At 60.8% G+C, this 12,749-nt stretch carries 11 protein-coding genes; 6 read left to right on the top strand and 5 right to left on the bottom strand.

Annotated features, from left to right (window positions below; genetic code table 11):
• Positions 1-46: 46 nt before the first annotated feature.
• The 4 genes from AC2T9U_RS01220 to AC2T9U_RS01205 all read left to right on the top strand — a co-directional run bounded on the left by AC2T9U_RS01220 (position 47) and on the right by AC2T9U_RS01205 (position 4,077).
• Positions 47-973 carry an ABC transporter ATP-binding protein gene (locus AC2T9U_RS01220; RefSeq protein WP_493696360.1) on the top strand — a complete coding sequence of 309 codons (927 nt, stop codon included), beginning with the start codon at positions 47-49 and terminating at the stop codon, positions 971-973.
• Between the two features lie 154 nt (positions 974-1,127).
• The gene (locus AC2T9U_RS01215) at positions 1,128-1,976 is read left to right on the top strand and encodes an ABC transporter permease (RefSeq protein ID WP_493696359.1); all 849 of its coding nucleotides are present in this window, start codon (positions 1,128-1,130) and stop codon (positions 1,974-1,976) included.
• A gap of 249 nt (positions 1,977-2,225) precedes the next feature.
• Positions 2,226-3,362 (top strand): sensor histidine kinase, encoded by a 1,137-nt coding sequence (locus AC2T9U_RS01210; RefSeq protein ID WP_493696358.1) that lies wholly within the window; start codon positions 2,226-2,228, stop codon positions 3,360-3,362.
• Between the two features lie 109 nt (positions 3,363-3,471).
• Entirely contained in the window at positions 3,472-4,077 is a 606-nt protein-coding gene (locus tag AC2T9U_RS01205; RefSeq protein WP_208303984.1) for a response regulator transcription factor, read from the top strand.
• Between the two features lie 21 nt (positions 4,078-4,098).
• Here AC2T9U_RS01205 and AC2T9U_RS01200 read toward each other — a convergent pair whose 3' ends face one another.
• From AC2T9U_RS01200 to AC2T9U_RS01190, 3 genes are all read right to left on the bottom strand, one after another.
• Positions 4,099-5,862, bottom strand: a complete 1,764-nt coding sequence (locus AC2T9U_RS01200; RefSeq protein WP_493696357.1) for an ABC transporter ATP-binding protein — start codon at positions 5,860-5,862, stop codon at positions 4,099-4,101.
• 200 nt (positions 5,863-6,062) lie between these two features.
• Positions 6,063-7,265: an NnrS family protein gene (locus tag AC2T9U_RS01195; protein ID WP_493696356.1), complete on the bottom strand. Its 1,203-nt coding sequence runs from the start codon at positions 7,263-7,265 to the stop codon at positions 6,063-6,065.
• Positions 7,266-7,390: 125 nt separating this feature from the next.
• Positions 7,391-8,932 (bottom strand): ATP-dependent DNA ligase, encoded by a 1,542-nt coding sequence (locus AC2T9U_RS01190; protein WP_493696966.1) that lies wholly within the window; start codon positions 8,930-8,932, stop codon positions 7,391-7,393.
• Between the two features lie 187 nt (positions 8,933-9,119).
• Here AC2T9U_RS01190 and selD point away from each other — a divergent pair, with 187 nt between their 5' ends.
• On the top strand, positions 9,120-10,112 hold the full coding sequence (selD, locus tag AC2T9U_RS01185; RefSeq protein ID WP_493696355.1) for a selenide, water dikinase SelD: 993 nt from the start codon (positions 9,120-9,122) through the stop codon (positions 10,110-10,112).
• A gap of 97 nt (positions 10,113-10,209) precedes the next feature.
• Positions 10,210-10,620 carry a hypothetical protein gene (locus tag AC2T9U_RS01180; protein ID WP_115031576.1) on the top strand — a complete coding sequence of 137 codons (411 nt, stop codon included), beginning with the start codon at positions 10,210-10,212 and terminating at the stop codon, positions 10,618-10,620.
• A 39-nt stretch (positions 10,621-10,659) separates the two neighbouring features.
• On the opposite strand, the gene AC2T9U_RS01175 is transcribed toward AC2T9U_RS01180, so the two are convergent.
• Both AC2T9U_RS01175 and nrfD read right to left on the bottom strand, forming a co-directional pair.
• Positions 10,660-11,421, bottom strand: a complete 762-nt coding sequence (locus AC2T9U_RS01175) for a DsbA family protein (RefSeq protein ID WP_493696354.1) — start codon at positions 11,419-11,421, stop codon at positions 10,660-10,662.
• 138 nt (positions 11,422-11,559) lie between these two features.
• Entirely contained in the window at positions 11,560-12,747 is a 1,188-nt protein-coding gene (gene nrfD, locus AC2T9U_RS01170; RefSeq protein ID WP_493696353.1) for an NrfD/PsrC family molybdoenzyme membrane anchor subunit, read from the bottom strand.
• Positions 12,748-12,749 lie beyond the last annotated feature (2 nt).

The following is a 12,749-nucleotide window of genomic DNA, read 5'->3' as shown; positions in this document are numbered from 1 at the left end:
CGCAGATTCATCGGTACGGCAGCGAAACTGAGCCTACGGTGAAGGCATGACAACGCCGCTGCTCACCGCCACCGGACTCCATCGCCGCTACGGCCATTCGACCAACGGTTTCGAGGCCGTCCGCGGTATCGATCTACACGTTGATCCGGGTGAAATCTTCGCTCTTCTGGGCACTAACGGCGCTGGAAAAACCTCGACGATGGAGCTCCTTGAAGGGATGGCGCGCCCTTCTGCTGGCACGGTGCGTATTGCCGGGCTGGATCCCTTCACTGAGCGCCGACGTTTGCGTCCGCACCTGGGGATCGTTCTACAGAACGCGGGATTCTCTGGTGACTTAACTGTGGCCGAGACCGCTCGCATGTGGGCTGGGACGATGGCAGCCCCACGGCCCATCGACGAGGCACTAGCCCTGGTTGACATGTTCGATCGCCGTGCCGTCCTAGTGCAGAGCTTGTCTGGTGGTGAACGGCGGCGTCTGGACCTAGCGCTGGCGATTATGGGGCGCCCGCGACTGTTGTTCCTAGACGAGCCAACTACTGGCCTGGACCCAGAGAGCCGCCACCGGGCCTGGGATGTTCTTGCCCGACTCGTCGACGGTGGAACCTCGGTGGTGCTGACCACCCATTATCTAGAAGAGGCCGAGCGGCTCGCGGACCGTATCGCGATCATGCATGCCGGGCAGATCGCTACGACTGGCACCCTCGCGCAGATCGTCGCCGACCAACCCGCCACCATCACGTTCCGCACCCCGGCGGTGTCGGTGCCGCAGTTTGCTGGCGTCCACATGTCTGTGGACGGGCCGCGCACGGTGCTGCATACCCACAACCTGCAGCCTGATCTTGCCCGCCTACTCGCGTGGGCCGGTGAGGACATCGTCCTGGAGGATCTGCGTGCTAATGCGGCATCGCTGGAGCAAACATTCCTCACCATCGCTGGTTCTACCTCTTCACCTCATCATGAGGCAGCCGCCTAGGCCCCACCGGGCACGCACTCACCGCCTTGGGTAGGTCGCATCGGTGTGCTGCTGCGACACCGATGCGGGGGCACAGCCATCGATCTCACGGCAAAACCTTGGGGTTTCAACACCGTATTCGTTTTACTCACGACTCGTTTCAGGAGACAAGATCATGACTTCCAGCACTTGCGGGGCTTCAAGTGGCTCGGCGCTGCCTTCGGAGCATTTTCGCCAAAGCACGTTGGCCTCGCCGTGGCGGCAGATGCTCGCCCTAGCCGGATCGGAATGGCGGCTGCTGTTGCGGAACAAGGTGGCGCTTATCAACACGATCGCGGCCCCTGGTCTGCTGGTTTTTATGTTCGCTTCGTTACCAGCATCACGGGAGCTGGGGCTGGCGCGCATGGCCCCAGTGGTCCTTCTGGGAATGGTGTTGACATTCGTCGTCTACTACACGCTGGTGACGTCACTGGTGGCACGGCGTGAGTCTTATGTGTTGCAGCGGTTGCGGACAGGCGAGGCCTCGGATGTGACGATCCTGGCTGGGTTGGCGCTGCCGTTTGCTCTGATCGCGGCGGCGCAGACATTACTGAGCGTGCTCGGCGTGGGTGTGTTCCTCGGTGTCGGGATACCTGCCAACGTGGGGTTGATCGCAGTTGCCATTGTTTTGGGCACGCTCGTGTGGGCGATGTTAGGTATTGCCTCGACGGGGATGACTCGCAGCGTTGAGCACGCCCAGATCACAACAATGCCGCTGATTCTCGTCGCGATATTGTTCTCCGGAATGTCATTTCCGCTGATGTTTCTGCCTGAGGCACTGCAGATACTGGCGAGCCTGACCCCGATGCATCCGGTGCTCGACCTCATGCGTCTGGGCATGGTTGGGGTTGATGCTCACGGAGCTCAGCTCGATCTCGTCGGCACGTTCGCTGCTGCGGTCAAGCCGTTGCTCATTCTGCTGGGGTGGGTTGTGCTCTCCGGGTGGGCAGCACGGCGCTATTTGCGGTGGCAGCCGCGCCGCTGACCGCACCCACCAGGCATGATCGATTCCATGAGCAGCGACAAGCCCCCGGCCGCCCGACCCTCCGATGCAAGGGTGCGAGCGGCCGGGGCGGGCGAGGCGGCCCAAGCTGGAGGCGAGGCAGGCACGGTGCCGCGTGACGCGGACCTTGTCGGTCCCCGCAGCGAACGTGACCTGCGCCGTTTCGAGGCGTACTGCCGTTGGACATTTCACGTTCTAGTTTTCTTTTGTGCCGTACCCATAACCACCGGGATGCGGATGGTGCTCGTTGAGATGAGCGGTGACCCAGGGCCGCTGCTGGGCAATATTGCCCTGGCAGTGGTGGCCGCGTGGGGTGTCTCCTCGTCGTGGGTACTCGACCGGGCCTGTCGGGAACGGTCGGTGCGCAGGCCACTCCTATCGGTGTGGGTAGTGACGTCGCTACTGGTGACGGTGGGTGCTGCTGCGTTGGCGCCGCGCAGTGTCATCTACAGTGAGGGCGCGGGGATATTCATCGGGTTGGGGCCGTTGGGGTTGGCCGCGAATGTCGGCGTATTAGCAGTGCTCATCTCGTGGGAGTGGGCCGCGGTAGTGGCCGTCGCGGGGATGGGGGTACTCGGCGCGGTGTACGTGCTCGGGCCGCCGCAGTTGGGCGTGGCGGGGACTGTGGCGATGCTGCTAATGACGGTGTGGTTCTGTGTCGGCAGCATTCCCATGGCCATGTCGACGCGGTGGATGATCGAGGTGGTGCGGCGTCTGTGGCGGTCGCGACAGGTGGCAGCTGACTTAGCCGTCGCGCAGGAGCGCCTGCGATTCTCGCGTGACTTGCACGATGTGTTCGGGCGGACCCTGTCAACGGTGACCATCAAGAGTGAACTGGCGGCAGAACTCGCACGCCGCGGCGACGAGCGCGCCGTGGCCGAAATGGAGGCCGTCCGCGAGATCGCGCAAACCGCTCTCGCCGAGGTCCGTGGCCTGGTACGGGGGTATCGACGGATCGACCTCGAAAACGAACTCGCTGGCGCTAGAAGCATATTGCGGGCTGCAGGGCTGACACCGATCGTGTCGGGCACGGTCGAGGAGCTCACGGCGCAGCTCTCACCGGAGGCAGCCGAAGCCCTCGCGTGGGTGGTTCGGGAGGGTCTGACCAACGTCCTCCGACACGGTCGTGGTGGGTCGGTGCGCATCAACCTCTTCACCGACGAACACGGCTGCGGCGTCGCTATCGCAAATAACGTCTGCGGTGTCACAAGCAATGGCACCGGAGCTGGACTCCTCGGATTGCGTGAGCGGGTCGAGGCCGTCGGTGGGGCCCTCCACGTGGAGGCACAGGCCGGAGCGTTTCATCTCACCGCCCGCATCCCCCAGATGCTCAAAGCGGCGACCTCGTCATCGGCGATCTCGCCATGAGCAGGCGGAAACCGACGCGTCAAATGCGAGATGATCCTGGATGCTGCTGCTCAGATGTCGAGAAAGAGGGGCCACGATCGTGTGAGTGGTTCGGGCTGGGGAGGTCGGAATGATCCGGTTGTTGTTGGCCGATGACGAGAACATGTTCCGCGACGCGTTGGCGACACTGCTCGGCCTGCAAGAGGATTTGGTGGTGGTGGCGCAGGCGGCCTCAGGGCCAGAGGCGATCGCCATGGCTTGCAGTCACGAAGTCGATGTCGCTGTGCTGGACCTTCAGATGCCGGGCGCGGACGGTATCGCGGTTGCAGAGTCGCTGCTCGGTGGGGATCATCCGGTGGCGTGTCTCATCGTCACCAGCCACGGCCGCCCGGGATACCTCAAGCGGGCGTTGGAGTTGGGCGTACGGGGGTTTCTACCCAAGACCGCGTCGGCGAATGTGCTGGCTGAGGCCATCCGCGCTGTCCACCGCGGCGGGCGCTACGTTGATCCAGAACTCGCCGCGGATGCCATTGCTGCTGGCGCTAACCCCCTCTCACCGCGCGAGGCCGATGTTCTCGAACTCGCTGCTCAGGGCGCTCCTGTGGACGAGATCGCTGCCCGTGCCCACCTGTCACCCGGCACCGTGCGGAACTACCTGTCGGCAGCTGTGGCAAAAACTGGCGCCGCGAATCGTCACGAAGCCGTCCACCTCGCCCAAGAGCGAGGTTGGATCTGACCCGCTCAAGCAAAGGATGGGTCACTGAGCGGTTTGATAGGCGTTGAGGTAGGAGTCTTCGCCGCGGCGTTGCAGGGCGAGGAGCTCACCGTAAACACCGCCGGTTTGCGCGAGCTCTGTGGGGGTGCCGATCTCGTCAACGTGCCCCGATTTGAGAGTGACGATGCGGTCCACCCCCGCGATCGTTGAAAGACGGTGCGCGATCACCAAAGAGGTTCGCCCAGCCATCAGCTCTTCCAATCCAGCCTGAACAGCCCGTTCAGAGCGGGTATCCAAGGCGCTGGTGGCCTCGTCCAACACAAGCACCGAGGCTTCTTTGAGCATGGCTCGCGCTACCGCGATGCGTTGTTTCTGCCCACCAGAAAGTTTCAGGCCTCGTTCGCCGATCATTGCGTCGAATTTTCCGTCAAGTTTTTCTACAAACTCGGCAGCGTTAGCGCGAGCCGTGGCCTGGGTCAGGTCGGTGTGGCTGGCGTTGGGTAGGCCGTAGCGAATGTTTTCACCGACAGTGTCTGAGAACAACGATGGGTCTTGGAACACGATCGATATGCGTTTGCGTAGTTCGTCGTGCGGCATAGAGGCGATGTCGATGCCTTGCAGTCGGATGTGCCCTGAACGTAGTGGATAAAGCCCAAGCAGCAGGTTGACCAGTGTTGTTTTACCGCCACCGGATTCGCTGACGAGTGCGACTTTCTCTCCTGGTTTGATGTCGAATGTGACGTCGGTGAGTACGTCAGGGCCATCGCCGTACCCGAAGTGCACGTGGTCGAACTCCAAAACCGGCGCATCGCTAGAGCGTTCAGGCACCACTGGGAGAGCCGCGGGAGAGGACACTTCAGTGGAGTTCATCACCCGGAAGTAGTCCTCGGAGCCAGCGACAGCGCGCTGGGCGGTGTCCAGGACCCAGCTCAACATTTCTACCGGTGTGCGGGCCATCGTGATCAGTTGGATGAGCAGCACCATGTCACCGACGGTGAAATGACCTTGCAGGGTGCGCCAAAAAATCAGCAGGTACATGAGGGAGAACACCAGGTTCAGTACTGCGCGGCGGAGCAGGTCCATGCAGTGCCAGTGTTTGGACTGTGCCTGCGTGGTGGCGTGTGTGGCGTCGAAGTGCCCGGTGAAGGTGTCTAGCTCGTGTTTTTCCCGCACGAAGGAGCGCACTACCCGGATTTGTCCGACAATTTCGGCGAACCGGCCACCGGCAATATCGACGTGTGTATTTTTCTCGCCTTCAAGTTTCTGCCATTTTTTGGACGTTAATCCGGTCAGCCATACATACACCGGGAACACGATCGCCAGCAGCACAGCCAGGGGCCAGTAGTAGATCGCGCTGATCACGAACACTGCCGCGGTTTGCAGCAGCATCGCGAAGAACGTGTTGGCCATTGCTTTCATGAAGTTGGAGATCTCGGTGATGGAGCGGTTCAGGCGCGAGACGATGGTTCCGGTCATCTCCGAGTCAAACCACGACTGGGGAAGCCGCAGCAGCTTGTCGAGGTACCGCGTCGACATGAGTGCACGGATCGAGTTTGATAGCAGGTCACCGGAGTAGCCGCCGATGTTTGAGGCGACGGTGGCGATTAGTTGCGTGCCTAGGATCCCGGCTACGAGCCACCCGACGGTCGGCATGACTTCGTTACCTGAACTGTCTTTGACTGCGTTAACGATGACGTCCGTGGCGCGCCCCACGAGGAATGGTGTGGCGATCCCGGCTGCTGCGGTCAGCAATGCTGTTACAACAACGACGACGTAGTACCGCCGCAGTGACGATGTGAACCGCACGATCGCTCGCAGTGACGCGAAGGTTCCTGTCGGGGTAGGTACTGGTTCTGTGGGTCGAGCAGCAGGCATGAATATCCTCACCAGACAGAAAAAAAAGGGGGGATTGATTGGTGCCCCACAACGTAAAAAGGGGCGAGGCACACGAACTATACGGAAAGTCTGGGAGCATGCCACTGAACTCCCAAACGCCAATAGATTCGTTACAGGGTGCGGCGAGCGCTGAACACAGGACGTTGGAGGGGGCCGATGAGGTGAGGTAGGTGCCCTAGGAGCACAACTGCCCACCCAAAGGACCAGATCATCCCGGAGGTGGGTGTGAATCCGGCGAGCCGGACAGGCACCGCGGCCATGAGGATGGCGAATCCGATCACGGATGCGGCGCGGGGGTGTAGGCGGCGGTCACCCCGGCGGGCTGAGGTGCGAGCCATGACGGTGACGATCAGTCCGGTCAGGGCCCCCATGGTTAGGGTGTGGGAGGCGGTGATGGACCATACCGGTGGTGGTGGGAGTGGCCAGTTGGTTGGTAGTCGTGTCCATCCCCACAGGATGAGGCCGATGGGTAGCCAGGCGTAGGCGATGAGGGTGAGCGCGGCGAGGCAGTCGTAGCGGGCGTATTGCAGGCGCCAGGTTGTCATGTGTGCTGCCAGTAGCACTCCTGCCAGGCACGTCAAGGCTGCTGAAAGAGCGGTACCGGTGATCAGGACAGCTATCCCTAACGGTATGAGGATCGGCAGCCTGGCCCATGCTGGTAGTGGTGTGGTTGGTAATCCGAGGCGTTGGCCTGCGGAGTTGAGGAATGCGGGAACCATGCGCCCGCCTACTCCGGTCAGGAGCAGCGCGAACATGCTCACGGCGATTTCGGGCATGATTCCAGGTTTTTCGCCGGTCATGATGGCTGATCCGAACCATCCGCTGACTGCTCCGGCAGCAGCGCAAAAAGCCAAGACTGCGCATGGGTATGGGCCGATGCGGCGTGGTCCGCGTCGTGAGCGGTGTAGGTCGCGCACCACGAGGGCCACGGTCCACCATAGGGGCGCGGCCAAAAACACAGCGTAGAGCAGACGCGGCAGTGTTCCTGGGGGCGCGAGCATCACTGCTCGCGCGGTGACCCATAGTGTGGCAAGTACTGCTACGGGCCAGCCGCGGCTAGGGGCTAGGCCTGTCCAGCTTGATTGGGCGGTTGGTACGTAGGAGGCGAGCGCTCCTGATCCCATAGCGAAGATCATTTCGTGGTCGTGCCATCCGTATGGCAGCCATGATGCGTTCTGTATCCATAGCGGTATGACTATTGCTGCCCACAGGCATAGCAGTAGATAGGGGATGCGGCTGGATGCTGCCCATGGGCCGGTGTTGGGCCATGTGGTTGGTTTGGGGGTCAAGGGGGCGGGGCCCGTGACGTTCACAGTTGTGATTGTTGCAGTTTTTGTTTTGTGCGTTGGGGTGCCGGTTGTGGGTTTGTGCTGGTGGGGTGTGTTTTTACCCACCATTGTGGCTGTGCGGTCAGGTCGTGGATGTGGTGTCGGTGAGGTCACTGACCATGTGTGAGGCCAGCGAGTGCGCGGACGGTGTCGATGGTGTCGATGTGGTCAGCGGTTTTGTCGTGGCGGTAGCGCAGTACTCGCGCGAATCGTAGGGCCAGCCCTGCGGGGTAGCGTGTTGACTGTTGGAGACCGTCAAATGCGATCTCCACTACTTGTTCTGGGCGTAGGTGAACTACGTAGCCTTCTCGGTGGGTTTCCAGTTCAAGGAACCGGGTGGTTTGCCAGTCCAGCATTTCGTCTGTCATGCCTTTGAATGTTTTACCGAGCATGACAAACCCGTCAGCTCCATCACTGGCGCCCAGGTGGATATTGGACAGTTTCCCGCTGCGACGTCCGCTGCCCCACTCCACAGCAAGAACAACAAGTTCGAGGGTGTGCCGGGGTTTGACTTTGATCCAGCCTGCGCCGCGGCGTCCGGCTGCATACGGGGCTTGTAGATTTTTCACCACTACGCCTTCGTGTCCGGCCTCGATCTGCGCAGCGAAGAACTCTGCGGCCTTTTCGGCGCGGTCGGTGATCACACGCGGAACCAGGTGTGCCTCATCGACGAGTGCAGTGAGTTGCTCGATACGTTCTTTGGCGGGTAGGTCGAGCAGGTCGTGCCCGTCGCGGTGCAGTACATCGAACACGAACGTCGACACAGGTGTATTGGCTGCCAGCGTTGCGGGGTCGTTACGGCTGGCGGTGCGGGCAGCGGTGACCTGAAACGGGTGTGGTCGCCCGTCAGGGCGCAGCGCGATAGCTTCGGCGTCGAATACTGCCTGCTGGGCTGGGATCGCAGCGATCACCTCAACGACCTCCGGTAGCCGGTCCGTGATGTCGTCGAGGGATCGCGTGAACAACCGCACCTCGTCACGGTTTTTGTGTGCCTGTAGCCGGATTCCATCAAGTTTGCGTTCTACCGTGACCTGTTTTCCCTCGCCTGCTTGCTGCACAGCTTCAGCAACATCTGGGGCTGAAGCTGCGAGCATCGGCATCAGTGGGCGCCCCACAACCAGGCCGACACGTTCTAATGCCTGCACCCCACCAGCGAGGGCGTCTTCGACCACCGCTGCTGAAGACCCTGCGAGCATCACGGCACGACGCACCGCCTCCACCGGCACGTCCGCGGCGGCAGCGATAGCTGTTTGCAGGACCCCATCCAGCGCTCCGTGCCGTACCTGACCGGTGAATAAGTCACGCAGCAGGCGTTGCTCGTCAGCTGTGGCGCGTGCGAACAGGTCGGTCAGCATTTCTTTACGGCGTGCGCCTGACCCGGATCCGCTAAGGGCAGCAATGTCGGCGATGAACGCGTCAACATCGGCCACTTGCAGTGTGTCTGTGGCTGCGGGGGCGGGCAGGTTACTCAGCGATCGAGCCCCCACTCCGGTGCGGCGCTGCGGTAACGACCCTGACAGGTAATGCGCCACGAGCCGTGCCTCTCCTGGCTTGGCTAGGTGCAGGGCGTGAGCAACCGCTTGGACTTTGGCGGTGCGTGACCGGGTGGCAGATATCTGCTGGCAGGTGGCCACGACCTGGGAGAACTTCATGCCTTTCAGCATGGCAGCGGCCATCACCAATACCTGACACTCTTAGATTCATCGAGTTGTGTTGCCGTTCAAGGATTCACGAACATATCTGCTGGCGGTCAGGTAGGTGGGGATGACAGTGGATCTACCTCGTTCCCTTTCCCAAAAACCATGCCAATCGCTCTGATCCAGCTCCTACAGTGAGCACGTGAACCCAACCACACCTGCACGCCTGACCCAATACGCTCACGGCGGCGGCTGCGCATGCAAAATCCCACCCAACGAACTCGAAACCATGGTTGCTGGGCTCACCGGAAAAACCGACCCAGCTCTGGTCGTGGGCCTGGACCACGGTGATGACGCCGCCGCCGTCCTGATCGACCCCTCTAGCCCTACTGTCGCGATCTCCACTACTGACTTTTTCACCCCCGTCGTCGATGACCCTTACGACTGGGGCCGCATCGCCGCAGCCAATGCTCTATCTGATATCTACGCCATGGGGGGCACCCCAATCCTGGCTATCAACCTGCTTGGCTGGCCGCGCGACATTCTTCCTACCGATATTGCTACTGAAGTACTCCGCGGAGGCTTTGCGGTGTGCAACCGCGCCGGCACTCCCCTAGCTGGTGGCCACTCCATCGATAACCCCGAACCTATCTACGGGCTGGCTGTCACTGGTATCGGGGACAGCAACCAACTCCTGCGCAATGATGCCGCCGAAGCAGGCCTTCCCATCTCGATCACCAAACCCCTTGGGGTTGGCATCCTCAATAACCGTCACAAAACCACCGGGGAGGTGTTTCCTCACGCCATCGACACCATGGTGCAGCTCAACGACGCAGCATCCAGGGCAGCTCTCACCGCTGGAATCACCGCAGCGACTGACATCACCGGGTTCGGGCTGCTGGGGCATCTGCACAAAATGGCTCGCGCCTCTGGCGTTTCTGCCCGGATCGACCCCAGCGCGGTCCCTTACCTCGAGGGTGCCCGTCAGTCTTTGGCTGATGGGTTTATTCCCGGTGGCAGTCGTCGCAATCTGGACTGGGTTCGCCCGCACCTGCGCACCGATTTACCTGAAGAAGAACTGCTGCTGTTGGCGGACGCCCAAACATCTGGAGGGCTGCTTTTAGCTGGAGAGATACCTGGCGCCACCGTCATCGGTGAATTCATCCCCCGCACTAGTAGCACCATTCACACTTAGTGACTTCGTGTGCAACATCCACCCATGCCATCGGACTGGGCCCTGTGCGGTTACGTATCGTGCCATAGCACAGGCTCAGCACGGCAGGAAGTCTTCTATGAACAACCGCAACTATCACGGCAACGCCGACTGGGAAACCGGCCCGCTGCCAACGCAACCAGTCGCTACGGATGCTTCACCGCCTACCCCTTACGTGTACCGCACTACAGGCAAAGATCGTTTTGTCCGGGTTCTTCTCGTGGTCAGTTTGCTGCTGCACGTGGTCACGCTGGCGATTATCGGTTTTGTTGCCGTCACTGTTTTAACTCTGGCTCAACAGGTTTCGGCGACGTTGACCGGAATCAGCAATGTCACCAAAAATCTCCAAGACACCCAGAAAAATCTTGGTGACCGTCTCGGGAAACTTGGTGATTCAGTTCCCCGAGCCACTGACTTGCCCACGATTCCCGACGTTGACCCCAGTGACATCCCTGTCATTGGCAAAGTCTGCGAAATCGTGGGCTGCTAAGTTTTCTTTCGCTGTGGCTATACGTGAAAGAAATACCGGTCAGTATTTAGCCAGCACCGTTTCGAAGGTGTTCGCTGCAGAAACCAGCTGAGACATGTCTTCTTTAGCGACATCTTTACCGTTGATACGCACCGCAGGTGTGCTTGTCACCTGCATTCTCGCGCTCATTTCGTCACTCTTTTTGACGTAGTCGACGTATTTTTTCTTGGAGACGCATTTTTCGAACCGGTCAAGGGCTTCACCTTTGACACCCGCACCTTGAGCCAACTTGGTGAACAGGTCGTCGGGGAATCCTTGCCCTTCTACCTCGGGCTGGTTCACGAAAATACCGTGCGCAACCTGCGGGTACACGCCTTCATCTGCTGCGCAGTAGGCGGCGTTCGCGGCGGCGTGGGATGGGCCTTTTTCACCTCGACGCATGTTTTCGTCGAGGAATTTCATGTGGTGTTCGACGAGCTGGATTTTTCCTTCTTTGGCGAGCTTGTTCATTGCTTCGCCATTAAATTTCGCTAGATGCCCACAGAAGGGGCATTGGAAATCGGTGAATACTTCAACTTTCGGTGCGCCGTCGGCAAGTTTCACACCGGGGAACGCGTTGAGTCCGCCATTAGCGTCACCGCCTTTAGGCACACCTGCGCTGTTCACTGTGGACTGCGAGTCTTGCGAACCACTACTTACCTGCCACACGCCCACCACAATCAGTGCCGCGACAACAAGCAACGCGACAATAACCGCTGGCCCGGGGCCGCGTCGTTTAGGTGCTGCTGCCGCAATTTTGGCCGCTCGGTCCGCTTTCGTCATGCCGTGTCCTTTCGCCGCGAGCAGAGCTGCCCGTCAAACGAACTCTATTGCAGAGTGGTTCCGAGGTGTTTCACCGTGCATGAACACGCAGTCAGGTCATGCCGAGGGCGAAAATATTTCGGCTCTGTTGCCTGAAATTTAGATGGCGATGTCTTTCCCTGGCTGGGTGACACCCATTCCTTCGGTTTGTCTAGCAGCGGCACGGCGACGTTGCGGGCGCACCGTGTAGATGGGGTCTTGCGCAGAGGTGATCCCTGCTGAGACCACTGCGAAACGTGTACATGCCGAACCTGCCATCAAGGCCAGCCCCGAGACTGCAGCACCTAGCCTGCCTCGCCCACACAGCACCGCGCCGATCCCGCCAGCAACAGTGAGAACCCGTGCTGCTGTGTGCAACCGGCCACTGGCGCCTTCATGGAGAGGCTGTCCTTCTTCACCGAGGCGGCGTTCCATCGCCACATCGGCACCAGCTTCCACGCCCGCAGCTATGGCCGCGAGCTGACGAACCGGCGCGGTCTGCGCTGGGTTGGTCGTCACCATGGCCATGCCGCACCCGGCGGCGGTGGCTGAAGCAACAAAGAGGAAGGGCAGCTCCCGGTATGCCTGGTTCCACAAGGGGACGGCTGTGTCAGCCAACAGCACGGCTGTGTAGGCCGCCAGGGGCGGGGAGAAGAACGCGGTTCCGGCACTCATCAGCGGATCGAAAAAGTCCAACACCATGAGCAGCGCAGATTTTTCATGCGCCTTGGCCAGTACCAGCGGCGCTTCGGTGGGTGGAACTAAGCCACGGGAGTGTTCCGCAGCATATTGGGCTGACCCGGTCACCGCTTGCACGAGTGATTTCAGCATGTTGGGCTCGCTCGAGGCCAGAGCTGGCCTACCAAGCTCGGTCATCACAGCACCACCGGCGAACGTGGAAAATCCGACCAGAATCCATGATCCGACGCTCATCGGCGAGGTTAGTTTCACGGTGCGCATCATGTTGAGGAACCGTTCGGGGCGTCCCAGGTCAACCACGAGCGCTGCCCCGCCTGCAGCCGCGGCAGCGATCGCTGCCAGGCGTGCGTTGCGACGCAGCTCGAAACGGCCAGTCAGGTGGGCGCCAGCTCCGATCAGACCAGAGGCACCAGCTAGGCCACCGAGGAAGAGGTAGGCGGGGATTTCTTTTTTCCACGGCGGTGGTTTGACGATGTTGCGGCCGTAATAGCTACCGAATTGAGCTTCGGGGACTGTGGCGTTGGGGTCTGCTCCACGACGTTTTTTCCGGCGGCCGCCTCGATGCTGCGGGGTGGGTGGGCGTACTTCGTCGAAGGGGTTTGTTGTCACGT

Source organism: Dermatophilus sp. B7861-1 (assembly GCF_058996045.1).
The sequence above is the reverse complement of the archived record's forward strand: the minus strand, read 5'-3'. Positions and strand labels throughout refer to the sequence as shown.